The sequence below is a fragment of the Actinotalea sp. genome, from assembly GCF_035443605.1.
GTDB lineage: Bacteria > Actinomycetota > Actinomycetes > Actinomycetales > Cellulomonadaceae > Actinotalea.
Genome location: NZ_DAORSQ010000058.1, coordinates 1 through 17,855 on the forward strand (window position 1 = coordinate 1; position 17,855 = coordinate 17,855).

16 protein-coding genes are annotated in these 17,855 nt (G+C 74.7%); 4 read left to right on the top strand and 12 right to left on the bottom strand.

Annotation, left to right across the window (positions count from 1 at the left end):
• A partial coding sequence (locus tag PKY62_RS08020; protein WP_324536186.1) for a GTP-binding protein occupies nt 1–430 on the bottom strand: 430 nt, incomplete at its 3' end.
• A 51-nt stretch (nt 431–481) separates the two neighbouring features.
• On the opposite strand from PKY62_RS08020, the gene PKY62_RS08025 reads away from it, so the two are divergent.
• The gene (locus tag PKY62_RS08025) at nt 482–1,189 is read left to right on the top strand and encodes a maleylpyruvate isomerase family mycothiol-dependent enzyme (protein WP_324536187.1); all 708 of its coding nucleotides are present in this window, start codon (nt 482–484) and stop codon (nt 1,187–1,189) included.
• 36 nt (nt 1,190–1,225) lie between these two features.
• On the opposite strand, the gene PKY62_RS08030 is transcribed toward PKY62_RS08025, so the two are convergent.
• From PKY62_RS08030 to PKY62_RS08040, 3 genes are read right to left on the bottom strand one after another with little or no spacing between them, the layout of a single operon-like run.
• The gene (locus PKY62_RS08030) at nt 1,226–2,062 is read right to left on the bottom strand and encodes a transglutaminase family protein (RefSeq protein ID WP_324536188.1); all 837 of its coding nucleotides are present in this window, start codon (nt 2,060–2,062) and stop codon (nt 1,226–1,228) included.
• A complete protein-coding gene (locus tag PKY62_RS08035) occupies nt 2,059–2,988 on the bottom strand; it encodes an alpha-E domain-containing protein (protein ID WP_324536189.1) in 930 nt (309 codons plus the stop codon). The genes PKY62_RS08030 and PKY62_RS08035 overlap by 4 nt, the downstream gene beginning before the upstream one ends.
• Nucleotides 2,982–4,556, bottom strand: a complete 1,575-nt coding sequence (locus PKY62_RS08040; RefSeq protein WP_324536190.1) for a circularly permuted type 2 ATP-grasp protein — start codon at nt 4,554–4,556, stop codon at nt 2,982–2,984. Before PKY62_RS08040 ends, PKY62_RS08035 begins: the two co-directional genes overlap by 7 nt.
• 114 nt (nt 4,557–4,670) lie before the next feature.
• Here PKY62_RS08040 and PKY62_RS08045 point away from each other — a divergent pair, with 114 nt between their 5' ends.
• Nucleotides 4,671–5,195: a type II toxin-antitoxin system PemK/MazF family toxin gene (locus PKY62_RS08045; protein WP_324536191.1), complete on the top strand. Its 525-nt coding sequence runs from the start codon at nt 4,671–4,673 to the stop codon at nt 5,193–5,195.
• 154 nt (nt 5,196–5,349) lie between these two features.
• On the top strand, nt 5,350–5,610 hold the full coding sequence (rpsT, locus tag PKY62_RS08050) for a 30S ribosomal protein S20 (protein ID WP_324536192.1): 261 nt from the start codon (nt 5,350–5,352) through the stop codon (nt 5,608–5,610).
• Nucleotides 5,611–5,821: 211 nt separating this feature from the next.
• Here the strand turns inward: rpsT and PKY62_RS08055 are convergent, their stop codons facing one another.
• The 8 genes from PKY62_RS08055 to PKY62_RS08090 form a co-directional block, all read right to left on the bottom strand.
• Nucleotides 5,822–7,168: a helix-turn-helix domain-containing protein gene (locus PKY62_RS08055; protein WP_324536193.1), complete on the bottom strand. Its 1,347-nt coding sequence runs from the start codon at nt 7,166–7,168 to the stop codon at nt 5,822–5,824.
• A 180-nt stretch (nt 7,169–7,348) separates the two neighbouring features.
• Nucleotides 7,349–7,474, bottom strand: coding sequence for a hypothetical protein (locus PKY62_RS08060; RefSeq protein WP_324536194.1), 126 nt, complete (start codon nt 7,472–7,474; stop codon nt 7,349–7,351).
• 469 nt (nt 7,475–7,943) lie between these two features.
• A complete protein-coding gene (holA, locus tag PKY62_RS08065) occupies nt 7,944–8,942 on the bottom strand; it encodes a DNA polymerase III subunit delta (RefSeq protein WP_324536195.1) in 999 nt (332 codons plus the stop codon).
• 25 nt (nt 8,943–8,967) lie between these two features.
• A complete protein-coding gene (locus PKY62_RS08070) occupies nt 8,968–10,590 on the bottom strand; it encodes a ComEC/Rec2 family competence protein (protein ID WP_324536196.1) in 1,623 nt (540 codons plus the stop codon).
• Nucleotides 10,583–11,485: a ComEA family DNA-binding protein gene (locus tag PKY62_RS08075; RefSeq protein ID WP_324536197.1), complete on the bottom strand. Its 903-nt coding sequence runs from the start codon at nt 11,483–11,485 to the stop codon at nt 10,583–10,585. The genes PKY62_RS08070 and PKY62_RS08075 overlap by 8 nt, the downstream gene beginning before the upstream one ends.
• A gap of 89 nt (nt 11,486–11,574) precedes the next feature.
• A complete protein-coding gene (locus tag PKY62_RS08080; protein ID WP_324536198.1) occupies nt 11,575–12,441 on the bottom strand; it encodes a DegV family protein in 867 nt (288 codons plus the stop codon).
• Nucleotides 12,442–12,443: 2 nt separating this feature from the next.
• A complete protein-coding gene (gene leuS / locus PKY62_RS08085; protein WP_324536201.1) occupies nt 12,444–15,314 on the bottom strand; it encodes a leucine--tRNA ligase in 2,871 nt (956 codons plus the stop codon).
• A 98-nt stretch (nt 15,315–15,412) separates the two neighbouring features.
• The gene (locus tag PKY62_RS08090; protein WP_324536199.1) at nt 15,413–16,507 is read right to left on the bottom strand and encodes a fatty acid desaturase family protein; all 1,095 of its coding nucleotides are present in this window, start codon (nt 16,505–16,507) and stop codon (nt 15,413–15,415) included.
• A 116-nt stretch (nt 16,508–16,623) separates the two neighbouring features.
• Here PKY62_RS08090 and PKY62_RS08095 point away from each other — a divergent pair.
• The coding region (locus PKY62_RS08095) for a helicase HerA-like domain-containing protein (RefSeq protein WP_324536200.1) at nt 16,624–17,855 on the top strand (1,232 nt) is incomplete at its 3' end.

The window sequence follows — 17,855 nt, forward strand, 5'->3', positions numbered from 1 at the left end:
GCGCGAGGTAGAGGTTCGCAAGCGTCTGCGCTTCGATCCCCTGCGCGGCGTCGACGAGCAGCACGGCGCCCTCGCTCGCCGCCAGCGAGCGCGAGACCTCGTACGTGAAGTCGACGTGCCCCGGCGTGTCGATCATGTTGAGGGCGTAGGCGGTCAGCGGGCCGCCCCCGACGGGCTCGACGGCCCACGGCATGCGCACGGCCTGGGACTTGATGGTGATCCCGCGCTCACGCTCGATGTCCATCCGGTCCAGGTACTGCGCGCGCATCGCTCGCGCGTCGACCACACCGGTGAGCTGGAGCATCCGGTCGGCGAGCGTGGACTTGCCGTGGTCGATGTGGGCGATGATGCAGAAGTTGCGCAGCAGCGCCGGCGGGGTGGCCGCCGGCTGGATGCTCGCACTCAGGGCGGCGCTGGGGATCGGGGACAACGGGGGTGGGCTCCGGCTTCTGATGTCGGGGGGCTGCGCCACCATGGTCCCATGAGCGAGCGCCTCGACCACCTCGCCGCCCTGGCGGTCGCCCAGCACGCCTTCGCCGACGCCCTGGCGGGCGCCGACCCGGAGGCCCCCGTGCCGTCGTGCGCGCCCTGGCGGGTGGCCGACCTGGCCCTGCACCTCGGCGGGGTGCACTGGTGGGCCGCCGGCATGGCGCACGGCGTCGACCTCGACCCCCACGAGCCCCCCGGCCCGCGCGACGTCGACACCCTCGTCCGCTTCTACGTCTGGGCGGCGGGGTCGCTGCGCCGCACCCTCGTGGACCTGGGGCCCGACGCCCCGGCGCTGACGCTCGACGGACCGGGCACCGCGGCGTTCTGGCGCCGCCGTCAGCTCCACGAGACCCTCGTGCACCTCTGGGACCTCGGCGCCGCCCTCGGCACGGACCTCACCTCGCCGCAGGACGGCGCCTGGGCCGACACGGTCGACGAGGTGGTCACCGTGATGGCGCCCCGGCAGGTCCGGCTCGGCCGGATGGTGGCCACGACGACGCCGGTGCTCCTGCGGGACCACGCGGGGCACGCGTGGCGGATCGGCCCCGAGCGGTGGCCGGCCGCCGCGGAGGTCAGCGGCTCTGCCCGGGACCTCGCGCTGCTCCTGTGGCGGCGGATCGGCCCGTGGGACGGCGCCCTGACCGTCCGCGGCGACGGCGAGGCGCTGGACCGGCTGCTCGCGGCGGCCCTGACGCCGTGACCGCCCTGGCGCCCTGATCCCGTGACGCCCTGACGGTCAGGCCTCGCGGGTGATCCGCACCTGGACGTCGAGCGACTGGGTGCCGCCGCCGGCGTAGATGCCGCGGATGGGCGCGACGTCCTGGTACTCGCGGCCGCGGCCCAGCACGATGTGGTGCGCGCCGACGTCGATCTCGTTGGTCGGGTCGTGGCCCACCCAGTGGCCGACCCACCACTCGACCCAGGCGTGCGACTCCCCGGTGACGGCGCGCCCGACCTCGCCCCCCTGCTCGTGGTGCAGGTACCCCGAGACGTAGCGGGCCGGGATGCCGACGCTGCGCAGCGCACCGACCGTCAGGTGCGCCATGTCCTGGCACACACCCTTGCGCACCGCCCAGGCCTCGACGCCCGGGGTGTGCACGGCGGTGACGCCGGGGACGTACTCGACGACCTCGTGCACCCGGGCGCTCACGCGTCGCGCCGCCTCGTCCGGGTCGAGCTCCCCCGCCACCTGCGCGGCGAAGTCCGCGAGGTCCGTCGGCACGGCCGTCGTCGGGCTCAGGGTGAGGAACTCCGCCAGGGTGTCCTGGGCCGCGGCGGAGCGCACCACCGCCCAGCCCTCGGGAGCCGGCCGCACCGGCGGGTGCACCTCCACGCGCGCCGTCGCCGTGAGCGTCAGCGAGCGGTGCGGGGCTGCGGACTCGAAGAGCGTGACGGCCGAGCCCCAGTAGTCGACGTGGTCGTGCCGCCACGAGTGCGGGTCGATGCCCAGGGCCGCGGAGAGCACCGTCTGGCCCGCGTCGGAGCGCGGCGTCATGCGCGCCTCGTTGTACGACGCCGTCACGGAGCCGTCGTAGGAGAACGTCGTCGTGTGCACCACGTGCAGCCTGCTCACAGCACACCCCCCGTCCACTGGGTCACGGAGCCGGACGGGAAGTACCGGGAGCGGATCGCGTCGCTCGCCGCCGAGCACGCGAGCTGGACCATGGTCATCTGGTCCGGGAGCCGGTCGAGGATCTCGGGCAGGTTGCCGTACTCCAGGCTCGTCCGGGCGTGGCCCAGGGGGCGGCGGGCGTCGTCGACGACGGGCTGGCCCGGGTCGTTCTCCAGCGCGTCGAGACACCGCTGGGCCTGGCCCAGCGCGTGCACCACGGACCGCGGGAAGAACCGGTCCGTGAGGAGGAACTCCGCGGCGCTGGCGTCGGAGCCCAGGCCGCGGTAGCGCCGCAGGTAGGCCTCGTGCGCGCCGCACGAGCGCAGCAGCGTCGCCCAGTCCGGCCCGGCTGCGCCGGCCAGCGCCCGGGTGGTGAGGAGCCGGGCCGTCATGTCCGCGCGCTCGACGGAGCGTCCGAGCACGAGGAAGTTCCACGTGTCGTCGCGTGAGATCGACTGGTCGACGATCCCGGAGACGAGCGCCGAGCGCTCGCGGACCCATCGGAAGAAGTCGTGCGGCGCAGTGGCGTGCAGATGGGCGGGCAGCTCCGTCCACGTCGTGTTCAACGCCTCCCACAGCTCGGTGGAGATCACCTCGCGCGCCCGCCGGGCGTTCTCGCGCGCGGCAACCAGCGCGCCGGCGATCGCGGACGGCCGCGTGCGGTCGTAGGCGAGGTCACGCAGCACGAGGTGGCGCCCGACGACGACGTCCGGCGGTGGGGGCTCGTGGTCCATGACCGACAGCAGGGAGCGACAGGCGAGGTCCTCCTCCGCCCACGGGTCCTCGAGCAGGATCTGCACGTGCACGTCGAGCAGCCGCGCCGTCGCGTCGGCCCGCTCGCTGTAGCGGCCGATCCAGAACAGCGACTCGGCGATCCGGCTCAGCACGTCGCCACCTCGGTCCGGGTCTGCTGCTGCTGCATCTGCTGGGTGCGCTGGTCCGCCGGGCTCGCGTCGATGGGCACTCCCGAGCCCTGGGGCACCGACTGCGGGTGGTCGACGACCACCCGGGTGGGCGCGGGCCGTGCGCTGCCGATCACCCACGTGTCCTTGGACCCGCCGCCCTGCGAGCTGTTGACCACCAGCTCGCCCTCGGCCAGCGCGACCCGCGTCAGCCCACCGGGCAGCACCCAGACGCGCTCGCCGTCGTTGACCGCGAAGGGCCGCAGGTCGACGTGGCGCGGGCGGAGCCCCTCCTCGACGAGCGTGGGCACGGTGGAGAGCTGGACCACCGGCTGGGCGATCCAGCCGCGCGGGTCGGCGAGCAGCCGGTCGCGCAGGGCGCCGAGCTCAGCGGCGCTGGCCTGCGGGCCGACGACCAGGCCCTTGCCGCCCGAGCCGTCGACGGGCTTGACCACGAGCTCCGGCAGTCGGTCGAGCACCTCCTCGAGCGCGCCCGGGTCCTCCAGCCGCCAGGTGTCGACGCTGGCCAGCAGCGGCTCCTGGCCGAGGTAGTAGCGGATGAGGTCGGGCATGTAGGTGTAGACGAGCTTGTCGTCCGCGACCCCGTTGCCGACCGCGTTGGCCAGCGTGACGTTGCCGACCCTGGCGCAGGCCATCAGCCCGGGGCAGCCGAGCATCGAGTCGGAGCGGAACACCACGGGGTCGAGGAACTCGTCGTCGACGCGCCGGTAGATGACGTCGACGCGGCGCCGGCCCGTCGTGGTGCGCATCCACACGCGACCGCCGGCGCAGAACAGGTCCCTGCCCTCGACGAGCTCGACGCCCATCGACCGCGCGAGCAGCGAGTGCTCGAAGTACGCGCTGTTGTAGACGCCGGGGGTGAGCACCACGACCGTCGGGTCGTCGATGCCCGACGGCGCCGCGGCCGTCAGCGCCGCGAGGAGCCGCTGCGGGTAGTCGGCGACGGGCCGGATGCGCAGCGCCGCGAACAGCTCGGGGAACACCTGCGCCATGGCCCGCCGGTTGGACAGCACGTAGCTGACGCCGCTCGGCACGCGGACGTTGTCCTCCAGCACCCGGAAGGTGCCGGCCTCGTCCCGCACCAGGTCGACCCCGGCGACGTGCACGCGGACGCCGTTGGGCGGGTCGAACCCGTGGGCGGCGCGGTGGAAGTGGGTCGAGGTGGTGAGGAGCGAGCGCGGGACGACGCCGTCCGCGACGGCGCGCTGCCTGCCGTACACGTCCGCCAGGAAGGCCTCGAGCGCCTGGACCCGCTGAGCGACACCGGGTGACACGGAGTCCCACTCGGCCTCGGTGACCACGCGCGGGGCGACGTCGACCGGGAAGGGCCGCTCCTCGCCCCCGACGTCGAAGGTCACGCCCTGCGTGAGGTAGCTGCGCGCGAGCGTGTCGGCACGGGCCCGCAGCTCGGTCGCGGACATCTTCTCCAGGGCGTCCAGGACGTGCCGGTAGGCGGGGCGGATCCCGCCGGTCCGGTCGACGACCTCGTCCCAGGCGAGGCCCTGGGGGTATCCGTCCGCGAGATCGGCCATCCCCGAACCGTAGGCACTTGTTGTCACCGGCGCGTTTCGGGGGGCTTTCCGGCGCGGGTCGCCGCGCGGTGCGGACGTCGCCCCGGCGGCGCTCGGGTCGCTACCCTGACGCCCGTGAGCTCGTCGCCATGGATCCGCCTCCTCGACTCGGTGCTGCGCAGCTTCAGCCGGCCTGCCGGGCGCCCGGCAGGGTCTGCGCCGGCGCCGCGGCCCTCGTCGACGACGGCGGCCCGTCCCGTTCCGGGCGCGTACCCCGGCGACTTCACCGGGACACCACGGGCGGTGTACGCACCCCGGCCGGACGGCGACCCGGACCCCGGCGAGATCGTCTGGACCTGGGTCCCCTACGAGGAGGACCACACCCAGGGCAAGGACCGGCCCGTGCTGCTCGTCGGGCGCGACGGTCCGTGGCTCCTCGGGCTCATGCTCTCCACCCGGGACCACGACGTGCGCCCGGCGCCCGGCGACACCTGGGTCGACATCGGCGTCGGGGCGTGGGACCGCCAGGGCAGGCCGAGCGAGGTCCGCGTGGACCGCGTGGTGCGCGTCGACCCGGCGGCGGTGCGCCGCGAGGGAGCCGTCCTGGGCCGCGCGGTCTTCGACGAGGTCGCACGCTCGCTCGCAGCCGCCCGCGGCTGACTGGTAGCATCACAGGTCGCGTGTCCGCCCAGGTCGGCGGGCACAGGTTCAGCTCCTCCGCGCGGGTGGCATCACGCCCCGGTCCCGGAGACGGACGACGCCCTCGCACGACCTGTCAGATCGCCCCGGCGAACGCACAAGAGAGTCAACCTACGTGGCAAACATCAAGTCCCAGATCAAGCGCATCAAGACCAACGAGCTCGCGCGCGTGCGCAACAAGGCTGTGAAGTCCGAGCTCAAGACGCATGTGCGTCGGGTCCGCGAGGCCGTCGCCGCCGGCGACAAGGACGCAGCTGCGTCCGCGCTGACGGTCGCCTCGACCAAGCTCGACAAGGCCGTGAGCAAGGGCGTCATCCACGCCAACCAGGCGGCGAACCGCAAGTCGTCGCTCGCCCAGCAGGTCTCCGCGCTCTGATCGACCCGCACGCCAGCTGACCGGCCGCACGACGGCCGTCGGCGGGCTGCCGGGTACCCGCGGCCCGCCGCACACGGTCGCCGGCACGAGACATGACGAGGGGCGCCTCCCCGGTGGGGAGGCGCCCCTCGTCGTGCACGCCCTGGCGACTGCTCGACCCACGTCAGCGCTGGCTCCCCCTGCCGGCCAGCGACGACGTGCTGCGGCGGGCTCAGCCCTCCGTCGACTCGCTGAAGCCCACCGCGTGCGCGCGCCGACCGATCATCGGATAGGTGGTCGGTCGGATCCCGGCCTCCGCGAGCGCCGTCGCGTAGGCACGTGCGGCACCCTCGGCATCCCCGAAGGCGAGCATGCGGTCGCCGAGCGACCGCCAGACCGATGCGGCCTGGCGCCCGGCCGAGAGCATCGCCAGGCGGTCGGCGGCCCAGCGGTAGGCCGCCTTGCCGCCGGTCAGGTCGCCCTGGGCGACGAGCGTGTCGCCCAGGACGATCTGCCCGTCGCAGACGTCGAAGCCGCTGGCGTCGTCGAGCCGGGCGAGCCCGGCACGTGCCAGGTCCTCGGCGCGACCGGCATCGCCCAGCATGAGGTGGGCGCGGCCCGACTCGTACTCGCACCGCGCCAGCTCGATCTGCGTGCCGACGTTGGCCAACCCCTCGGCCGCGATCTCGAGCTGCTCGAGCGCGGTCACCGGCTCGGGCGGGTCGGAGCGCAGCAGCAGCCAGGCGTAGTTGAGGCGCAGCCGTGGCACGTCGCGGCCCGCGACGCCCTCACCGAGGTAGGCCAGCGCGCGCTCGGTCAGGCGGCGGGCCTCGGCGTACTCGCCACGCCCTTCGGCCACCATCGCGGCGTTCCAGTACACGCTGCCGCGGCCCCGCAGGGTGCCCACCCGGTCCGCGATCTCGATGAGGCCGGAGGCGCGGTGGGCGGCGAAGAGCAGGTCACCACGCTCGTAGTACGACCACAGCAGCGTCGAGGCGAGCCGCAGGTGCTCGTCGGTGCCGGACAGGCCGGCGTCCTCGACCTCGTGCAGCACCTCCTCGCCGAGCTCGACGCTGTGGGCCAGGTCGCCTGCCTCGTGGTACGTCCCGACGAGGTTGGTCGCGAGCGTCGCCACCTGGAGCCAGCGGTGGTGGGCCCGGGCGTCGGCGAGCAGCGGCTCGAGGACGGCGACGGACGCGTCGAGGTCACCCAGCGCCTCGTGCGCCATGGCGAGCGCGAACTGCGCCTCGGCCTGGTGCCGGGGACCGATGGCAGCCATGTCCAGCGAGAGCAGCCGGTCCCGCGCCTCGGCGGGCGCTCCGTTGGTCAGGGCGAGCCGGGCAAAGCCGAGCTCGAGCCGGGCCTTCTCCTCCGAGGGCGCCTTGTCACCGAAGCGCAGGTAGTCGGCGGTGGTGCCGAGCCGCTCCGCCATGATGGCCAGGGCGCCGTCCGTCGGGGTGCGCCGGCCGGACTCGATGAGCGAGACGTAGCTCGGTGAGAAGTCGTCCCCCGCCAGGGCGGTCTGGGACAGCCCCGCGGTCAGGCGTTCGGCGCGCAGGCGCCCGGCAAGTTCAGTCACAGTGCGTCAGCCTACCCGTGACACCCTCGACATGGGTACCGCCACGCACCCCCGTTCGGGTGAACTCCCCCGATCAACCGCTCGGCACGCCCGCCGGAGACCCCCGCCGGCACGCCGGCGGTCCCGGCGGTCACGGGTCACGGTCCGGCGGCGCGGAGGTCGGCACCTCGCCAGACGACGTCACTGCTTGCAGCAGCCCGTGCCGTTGGACACGGTGATCGCGTCGTCGCCCGACGCCGGGACGCCGACGAGTGCGAGAGCGAGCGCGAGGGCGATCGTCGAGACGATGCGCAGGGTGCGGTTCATGGCGAGCTCCTCAGAGGATGTTCGGGCTGTCACGTTCACTATGACTCGCCCAAGGCGCCGGAGCACCCCCCAAACCGGGACAACACCCCGCAAACGGGACGCCGAACTACCACTATTCACCGCAAACCCGGACGATATCCGGGTGTGACATTGCTCACACCACGGGTGGGTGCCCGTAAGCTCGCGCCTGCAGTCACATGACGGGTGACTCAGCGACGGCCGAGGAGGGAACCCCGCGGCGGGGTCCCGGACACGGCAGCGGCCCGCCCGAGGGCTACGCGGGGTGTCCGTTCAGCGACCCGGTGACGGGACCGGGACTCGCGGGTGACGGCCCGTCGGTCGGGATCCGGCGCGCGGGTCGGTGCCCGACCGGCGGGATCGTGCGCGCTCGACCGGCCCGGCGGGCGGGTGGCAGACGGGTGGGTGTCCGGAGGTCCCCGACCCGCGCTGCTGACGGGACGGCGGGCGGTCAGCCCCTGGCTTCGGCCGCCACCCGCAGCACGGCGCGCTCGACGGCGAACACCGGGTCGCGTCCGGCGCCCTTGACCTCGGCGTCGGCGCGCGCGACGGCGGAGATCGCCGCGGCGAGGGACTCGGGCCGCCACAGCGCCAGCTCGCGCCGGGCGCGGTCCACCTGCCACGGTGCCAGGCCGAGGTCGGCCGGGTCGAGCCCGCGGCCGCGGGCGGCCGCAACCTTGGCGAGCACCCGCAGCTTGGCCGCCAGGGCCGCGACGAGCGGCACCGGGTCGGTGCCGGTCGCGAGGGCGTGGCGCAGCAGGGCAACGGCCTCCCCCGCTCGACCCTCGACGGCGGCGTCGGCGACGCGGAAGCCCGTCGCCTCGACCCTGCCGCCGTAGTACCGCGTGACGAGCTCGAGCGAGACCGGCCCCTGGGTGTCCGCGACCAGCTGCTGGCAGGCGGCGGCGAGCTCACGCAGGTCCGCGCCGCACGCCTCGACGAGGGCACGCAGCGCCGCCGGCTCCGCGCGGCGCCCGGCGCGGCGCAGCTCCGCGACGGCGAAGGCCGCCTTGTCCCCGTCGCGCTTGACCGGCTCGCAGGTCACCTGACGTGCCCCGGCGGCCCGGATGGCGTCGAGCGTGCGCTTCCCGCGCACCCCGCCGCCGTGCTGGACCACCAGGACGACGTCCGGCGCGGGGTCCGCGAGGTAGGCCGCGAGGTCGTCGAACGCCGCCTCGGTCCCAGCCTGGAGGTCGGCGACGACCACCACGCGCGCCTCGTCGAAGAGCGAGGGGCTCGTGACCACGCGCAGCCGCCCGGGCTCGTAGCCCGGGGCGTCGAGGCGCGTGACCTCGACAGCAGGGTCCTGCGCGCGGGCCAGGGCCACCAGCCGGTCCACAGCGCGCTCGGCAAGCAACGCCTCCGTGCCCGTCACGAGGACGATCGGCGCGAGCTCGACCTCGTCCCAGGTGGTCGGGGGCCGCGACGGGCGGCGGGCTGCGGGGGGCACGCCCCCAGCCTGCCACGACCCTCCGTCATGACGGCTCGCGCGTCCGGCGGGCACGCGCCGCGCTCGCAGCACGCGCACCCCGGACGGCCGCGACGCCAAGCACGGTCACGGCGACGAGTGCGGCCGACCCCGCCGAGCCGCCCGGCCACGGCAGCCGCGCACCCGGCAGCTCTGCGCCGGCCCGGGCCACCGTCGCGATCCACCCGGCGGGCCACGACGCGGCGCGCGCGAGCGCCTCGGCCGCACCGGGCGCCCACCCGGCGGTCAGGGCGGATGCGAGCCCCAGCAGGGTGACGGGTGGCACGGCGGGAGCGACGAGGAGGTTGGCCGGGACGGCATAGAGCGGGACCGCAGGGTCGACGAGCACGATGAGCGGGGCGCACGCCGCCTGGGCCGCCGCCGGGACGGCGAGGGCGACGGCGAGCCACCGGGGCAGCACCCGACCCAGTGCCAGCGCCCAGCCGGGTGCGACGAGCACGATCGCGGCCGTGGCCACGACGGACAGCGCGAAGCCGAGCGAGCGCGACAGCCACGGGTCGACCACGAGGAGCACCACCACGGCCGTGCCGAGCGCCGGGACCGCCCTGCCCCGACGGCCGAGCAGCATCCCGAGCACGCTCAGCCCACCCATGACGGCGGCGCGCACCACGCTGGGCTCGGGATGGACGAGCAGCACGAAGGCCGCCGTGGCCGCCCCGGCCAGTGCGGCCCGGAGCGCGCGCGGCGCCCGCAGTGCCGTCGCGACCCCGATCACGGCGAGCGAGAGCACGGCGAAGTGCCCGCCCGACACGGCCGTGAGGTGCAGCAGCCCCGTGTCACGCATCGCCTCGACGAGCTCTGCCGGCACGCGCGTGGTGTCCCCCACCGCAGCCCCGGGCACCAGCCCCCGCGCGTCCGGCGGCAGGCCGTCGCTCGCGGCGAGCAGCCCGCTGCGCACCGCGGCGACGGCCCGGTCCATCGACCCGGGGGCTCGCACGACGACGACGGTGGTCGCCGAGAGCCACCCCACCGGCGCCTGACCCGGTGCCGCCGCGGACAGCCTCCCCGTGACGGCGACGGTGCTCCCGTAGGGGACCGCGGCCCATTCCGCCCCGCCGAGCACCACGAGGTCGGCCCGGACCGCACCCGTGCGACCCCGACCGGTGACCTGCTCGACCGCGAGGACCGTCCGGTGGCGCGTCGAGGCACCACCGGCCCCGTCCGCCCCGCCGGCCGCAGCGGACCACCGCGACACGAGCGGGACCACCTCCGCGCGCACCGTGCCGACCACCTCGACCACCGCGCGCTCGCGGACGAGGTCGTCGAGCGGGCCACGCCCGCGCTCGTGCAGCTGGGCCGCCGCGGACGCCAGGGTGATCGCAGCCGCCACGAGCGCCAGCGCGGCGCTCGCCACCACGGCGCTGCGCAGCGGACGGGCGGTCGGCGGCGCTGGGCCCGCAGCGGCACGGTGCACCGCCGCGCCGTCCTGGGGACGACGGCGCAGCGTGGCCCCTGCGGCAAGTGCGCAGCCGGCGGCCGCCACGGCAGACACCACCGCAGCCACGACCACGGGCACGACGTCGAGGCCCACGGCCGGCCCCGCGACGCCCCAGCACGCCAGCGCCGCCGGGACGAGGCGCAGGTCCGTGCCCGGCGCGGTCTCAGACACGGACGAGGTCCCGCAGGCCGGCGAGCACGGACGGCCCGATACCGGTGATCTCGCCGAGCTCGTCCACGGTGCTGAACCTGCCGTGCTCCTTGCGCCAGGCCACGATCCGCTGGGCAAGGACGGGGCCGATGCCCGGCAGGCCGTCGAGGTCGGCGAGGTCGGCGGCGTTGAGGTCCAGGGTGGTCGGCACCGATCCCGCGGCACCGGAAGCGCCGGGTGCGGCGTTCGTCGCGCCCCCGCCCGTCGCACCGGGTCCCGGGACGATCACCTGCTCGCCGTCGGCCACCACGCGTGCGAGGTTGAGTGCCGCGAGGTCCGCCGACGCCGTCGCCCCGCCAGCGGCGTCGATCGCCTCCACCACGCGCGCGCCGGCCGGCAGGGTCACCACGCCGGGGGCGAGCACCTCGCCCACGACATGCACCACCACGGACCCCGGTCCCCCCGGCCCGGGAGCCGCGGTCGCCGCGGCACCGGGTGCCCCCGCGACGTCGACGACCCCGCCGAGGGGTACGGCCGGCTCGCCCGAGCCGGGCGCCGTCGGCTCAGCGGAGACCAGCACCACCGGCCCCTGCGCCAGCGACCTGCCGACGACGCCGACCCCGAGGAGCACGAGGACCAGGGCAGCCACGAGCGCCACGCGCGGCCGCGTCAGCCAGCGCACCCCGGCGGGGCCGACGAGCGCGGGGTGCTCCAGAGGATGGCCGTGGGCTGCGGTGTACGCGGTGGCCGCGGCCGCGAGCGCACGCTCGGCGCGCCGCTCCGCCTGACCGAGCAGGTCGCCGGCAGGAGGCAGGTCGCCGGCAGGAGGCAGGTCGCCGTAGAGTCCGTCGCGACGTCCGGCACGCAGGGCGACGAGCCGTGCCCGCGTCGCGTCGTGCTCGTCCCGGTCGGCCACAGCCGGACGCTAGGCGACCGGGAGGTCCCGGGGTCCACGGGGACCGCAGCCCTGTGGACGCGCGAGCCCGGGCCGGCGCCCGGGGACCGTCAGGCGTCGGCGACCACCACGGCGGCCAGCCCCGGCCCCACGTGCGCCCCGACGACGGCGCTGATCTCGGCCACGTGGACGTCGCGCAGACCGGGCGGGCACGCCGCGCGGAGCCGCTCGACGAGCCCCGCGGCGAGGGCGGGCTCCCCCAGGTGGTGCACGGCGAGGTCGTAGCGCTGGCGGGTGGCGGCGTCCGCCAGCGCGAGCTCGACGAGACGCTCGCGCGCCCTGGCGCTCGTCCGCACCTTCTCGACCACCTCGAGCCGCCCCCCGCGCACGGTGAGCAGCGGGCGCACCCCGAGCACCGTGCCGACGGCTGCGGCCACGCTGCCGAGCCGCCCGCCGCGTCGCAGGTGCTCCAGGGTGTCGACGGCGAAGTGCACCGAGGCAGCACCCGACCGCTCGGCTGCCAGCCGCGCCACGGCCTCGGCGTCCCCGCCGTCCGGCGCCCGTGCCGCGCGGCGGGCAGCGGCCACGACCCCCAGGCCCAGCGACATGCCCACGGTCCGCGAGTCGACCACGTGCACCGGCACGCCGGCAGCGTCGACGGCGAGGCGGGCCGCGGCCACCGTGCCCGACAGCTCACCCGACAGGTGCACCGAGACGATCGCCTGCGCACCGTCGGCCACGGCCAGGGCGTACGCCCTGGCGAACGCCTCGGGGCCGGGCTGGGCCGTCGAGACCGCCGCACCGGAGCGCAGGGCCGCGACGAGCTCTGCTGTGGTGAGGTCGACGCCCTCGCGGTGGTCGACGCCGTCGATGACCACGTGCAGCGGCACCACGCGTACCCCGGTGGCAGCGACCAGCCCGGCCGGCAGGGACGCGGTGGAGTCCGTGACCACCGCGACCCGCCCGGTGGACGTCATGGTCAGGCCGGCACCACGTTGACGAGCGTCGGCGGCCGCACGATGACCGTCCGCACCGCGCGCCCGTCCAGCGCCCGCTGGACCCCGGCCGCCGCCAGCGCGAGCTCGCGCAGCTCGTCCTGCCCGATCGACGGCGACACCTCGATCCGGTCGCGCACCTTGCCCTGGACCTGCACCACGCACGTGACGGTCTCCTCGACGAGGAGCGCCGGGTCGGCGACCGGGTACGGCTCACGGGCAAGGGAGACCTCGTGCCCGAGCCGGGACCACAGCTCCTCGGCCACGTGCGGGGCGAGCGGGGCGACGAGCAGCACGAGCGCCTCGGCCGCGGCGCGCGGCACGGCCGGCAGCCCGGTGAGGTGGTTGGTCAGCACGATGAGCCGGGCGATCGCGGTGTTGAACCGCATCGCCGCCATCTCGGTGCGGACCTCGTCGATGGTCCGGTGCACGAGGCGCGAGGTCGCGGCGTCGGGCTCGGTGTCGACCACGGTCACGTCGCCGGTCTGCTCGTCGACCACGGTGCGCCACAGCCGCTGCAGGAAGCGCTGGGAGCCGACGACCGCTCGGGTGTCCCACGGCCGCGAGACGTCCAGCGGCCCCATCGACATCTCGTAGACGCGGAACGTGTCGGCCCCGTACGCCTCGTACATCTCGTCCGGTGTGACGCTGTTCTTCAGCGACTTGCCGATCTTGCCGTACTCGCGGAACACCTCCGTGCCCTGCCACGTGAAGCCGCCGGCCTCGTCCTCGACGACCTCGGCCGCCGGCACGTACTGGCCGCGCGCGTCGGCGTAGGCGTACGCCTGGATGTAGCCCTGGTTGAACAGCGTGCGGAAGGGCTCGACGCTCGACACGTGCCCCAGGTCGTGCAGCGCCTTGTGCCAGAACCGCGCGTACAGCAGGTGCAGCACGGCGTGCTCCACACCCCCGACGTAGAGGTCCACGCCGCCGCTGACGCCCGCTGCGGCGTCGTGCTGCGGGCCCATCCAGTACCGCTCGAGCTCGGGGTCGACGACGACGTCGCGGCGGCCCGGGTCGAGGTAGTTGAGGTAGTACCAGCACGAGCCGGCCCAGTTGGGCATCGTGTTGGTGTCCCGGCGGTACGTGCGCGGGCCGTCGCCGAGGTCGAGGGTGACGTTCACCCACTCCTCGTTGCGCCCCAGCGGCGGCTCGGGGGTGGAGTGCGCGTCGTCGGCCGCGAAGGTGCGCGGGGAGTAGTCCGGCACGTCCGGCAGGTCGACGGGCAGCATCGACTCGGGCAGCGCGATCGGCAGGTCGTGCTCGTCGTAGACGATGGGGAACGGCTCGCCCCAGTAGCGCTGGCGGCTGAACAGCCAGTCGCGCAGCCGGTAGGTGACCGTGGCGACGCCCAGCCCCTTGTCCTCGAGCCACGCCGTGATCACGGCCTTGGCCGTGGCGACGTCCATCCCGTCGAGGCTGATCTCGTCGTTGGCCGAGCTCATCGCGGGACCGTCCCCGACGAACGGCCCGCCGTCGAAGCCCTCGGGGGGTCGGACGGTGCGGACGATCGGCAGCTCGAAGGCCGTGGCGAAGTCCCAGTCCCGCGCGTCCTGCGCCGGGACGGCCATGATCGCGCCCGTGCCGTAGCCCATGAGGACGTAGTCGGCGGTGAACACGGGGATGAGCTCGTGGTTGACGGGGTTGATCGCCAGGTGACCGGTGAAGACGCCGGTCTTGGTTCCGGCGTCCGCCTGCCGCTCGACGGCCGTCTTCGCCGCGGTCTGGGCGCGGTAGGCCGCGACGGCGGCGATCGGGGACGCGTGGCCGACCGTCCAGGTCTTGTGCGTCCCGTCCGGCCAGTCGACGGGTACCTCGTCGAGCAGCGGGTGCTCGGGCGCCACGACCATGAAGGTGGCCCCGAAGAGCGTGTCGGGCCTGGTGGTGAAGACCTCGATCTCCTGGCCGCCGATGACCTCGAAGGTCACCCGGGCGCCCTCGGACCGGCCGATCCAGTTGCGCTGCATCGCACGGACCTTCTCGGGCCAGTCGATGAGGTCGAGGTCGGCCGCCAGCCGGTCGGCGTAGGCCGTGATCCGCATGTTCCACTGGCGCAGGTTCCGCTTGAAGACCGGGAAGTTGCCGCGCTCGGAGCGGCCGTCGACCGTCACCTCCTCGTTGGCCAGCACGGTGCCCAGGCCGGGGCACCAGTTGACCGGCGTCTCGCTGACGTAGGCGAGGCGCTGGGGGTCGATCACCCGGCGACGCTCCACCGCGTCGAGCTGCGCCCACGTGCGGCCCGCGTACGCGTCGGGCAGCTCCCGCGCCCCGCCCGCGTAGGCGGCGACGAGCTCGTCGACGGGCCTGGCGCGGCCCAGGCCGCCGTCTGGCCGTGGCGCGGCCTCGTCGTACCAGGCGTTGAAGATCTGCAGGAAGATCCACTGGGTCCAGCGCACGTACTGCGAGTCGGTGGTGGCGAACGAGCGGCGGGCGTCGTGCGCCAGGCCCAGGCGGCGCAGCTGGCGGCGCATCGTGGCGATGTTCGCCTCGGTGGTGGTGCGCGGATGGCGGCCGGTCTGGACGGCGTACTGCTCGGCCGGCAGGCCGAAGGCGTCGTAGCCGAGCGCGTGCAGCACGTTGTCGCCGCACATCCGACGGAAGCGCCCGACGACGTCCGTGGCGATGTACCCGAGCGGGTGGCCCACGTGCAGGCCGTCGCCCGAGGGGTACGGGAACATGTCCATGATGAGGAAGGACGGGCTCGACGGGTCCGCGTGCCGGCCCTCGCCGTCCGTCAGCGCACCCGTCGGGTTGGGCGTGTGGAACGTGCCACGCTCGTCCCACCGGTCCTGCCAGCGCAGCTCGATCTCCGCAGCGAGCGCCGCGGTGTACCGCTGCGGGAGCTCCGGCGGCATCGTGGGGCGCGGGGGGTCGACGGCGGGCTGGGGCTCTGGCGTGTGCACCGGCCCAGGCTACCGGTGGGGCACCGCCTGTCCCGTCACCCGTGGCGCCGTCAGCGCGCGGAGCGGTGCTCCAGCGTCAGCGGGCACTGGAACGGGTCCCGGGCGGCCAGCCCCACCCGGTTGAGGTAGCGCACCACGATCCCGTACGACTCGAGCACCGACGTCTCGGTGTAGTGGATCCCGCGGCCGGCGCAGAACTCCCGGACGATCGGCTGGACCGCGCGCAGGTGCGGGCGGGCCATGTTCGGGAACAGGTGGTGCTCGATCTGGTAGTTGAGGCCGCCCATGAGCTCCTCGACCACCCGGCCGCCCCGCACGTTGCGGCTCATGAGCACCTGGCGACGCAGGAAGTCGATCCTCGCGTCGGCCGGGACGATCGGCATGCCCTTGTGGTTGGGCGCGAAGACGGCGCCCATGTAGAGCCCGAACAGGCCCAGCTGCACGCCGAGGAAGGCGAACGCCATGCCCACCGGCAGCAGCCAGAAGACCAGCGCGAGGTACCCGCCGAGGCGCAGCGTGACGAAGGCGATCTCGACCGGCCGGCGCTTGACCTCACCGCGGCCGAAGATCGTCTTGACCCCGGAGATGTGCAGGTTGAGGCCCTCGAGGAGCAGCAGCGGGAAGAACAGCCAGCCCTGCCGGGCGGCGAACCAGCCCTTGAGGCCCGTGCGCGGTGCGGCGAGGTCGTCCGTGGTGAACACCAGGACACCCGTGCCGATGTCGGGGTCGGTGCCGATCTGGTTGGGCTTGGCGTGGTGGCGGCTGTGCTTGTGCTGCCACCAGCCGTAGGACATGCCCGCGTAGAGGTTGGCGATGACCAGGCTCGCCCAGTCGTTCCACCGGCCCGACGCGAAGATCTGGCGGTGCGCGGCGTCGTGGCCGAGGAACATCGCCTGGCCGAGCACGAGGGACAGCACCGCGGCGAGCGCGAGCTGCCACCACGAGTGGCCGATGACGACGAAGGCGACGCCGAGGCCCGCCAGCGCGAGGGTGATGAGGGCGAACCGGCTCCAGTAGTAGCCGTAGCGCCGTCGCATCAGCCCGGCCTCCTGCACCGTGCGGGTCAGCGCCGTGAACTCGCTGACCTGGCGCTGACGCGGGCCGTCCGCCTCGAGGGCGAGCCCGGATGTGCTGGTGGAGTCCATGGGTGTCCCGGTCTGTGGGGCGGAGCTCGAGCGCACATCGATGCGTGTACCTACGGAAGCGTAACCTGCGGATCGCACGGTGCACAGGGCAGCCCGGCGGTCACTACGATCTCGCCATGACGCAGAGCAGCGCACCGGACCCCGCAGCAGCCATCGCCCTGGCCCAGGCGCAGGCCGAGGCCGCGACCGCCCGGGCGGAGGCGGCCATGGCGCTGGCCGAGGCCGCAGAGGCCAGGGCCCGCGCCCTCGAGGTCGCCGCAGGCGTGGAGGCCGCGGTGCCCGCCGAGGCCCCCGCGGCCGCACCCGCTGCCGCACGGCCGGCCGACACGGCGCCGACCCCCGCACCCGAGGCCGCGGCGTCGTCCGCATGGGCCGAGCAGGTGCGCACGGCGTACGCGTTCGACGGCGCACTCCCGCTCGGGGCGCTCGTCGAGGACGGCACCGCCACGCCCTCTGCCCAGGTGGGGCTGCCGCTGGCGATGATGAACCGGCACGGCCTGGTCGCCGGCGCCACCGGGACGGGCAAGACGCGCACGCTGCAGCTCATGGCCGAGGGCCTGTCCGCCGCGGGCGTCCCGGTGTTCGTGTCCGACATCAAGGGTGACCTGTCCGGCGTCGCGAGCCCCGGCACGCCGAGCGAGAAGCTGCTCGCGCGCACGGCCGGGATCGGCCAGGACTGGGCGCCGGCCACCTTCCCGGTGGAGTTCTACACGCTGGGCGGCCTGGGCACCGGGGTGCCGATCCGCACCACGGTGACGGACTTCGGCCCGCTGCTGCTGTCCAAGGTGCTCGGACTCAACGACACCCAGGAGTCGAGCCTCGGGCTGATCTTCCACTGGGCCGACACCCAGGGCATGGCGCTGCTCGACCTCAAGGACCTTCAGGCCACCATCGCCTACCTCGTCTCGGACGAGGGCAAGCCGGAGCTCAAGGGCATCGGCGGACTGTCCGCGGCCACCGCCGGGGTGATCCTGCGCGAGATCGTCGGGCTGCAGGCCCAGGGCGCCGACGTGTTCTTCGGCGAGCCGGCCTTCGCCACGGCGGACCTGCTGCGCGTCGCCGCAGACGGCAAGGGCGTCATCTCCGCCCTCGAGCTGCCCGGTGTCCAGGACCGTCCCGCGCTCTTCTCGACGTTCCTCATGTGGCTGCTCGCCGACCTGTTCTCCGAGCTGCCGGAGGTCGGCGACGCCGACAAGCCCCGGCTGGTGTTCTTCTTCGACGAGGCCCACCTGCTCTTCACCGGCGCGTCGAAGGACTTCCTCACCCAGGTCACCCAGACCGTGCGGCTCATCCGGTCCAAGGGGGTCGGCGTCTTCTTCGTCACCCAGACCCCCAAGGACGTGCCCGG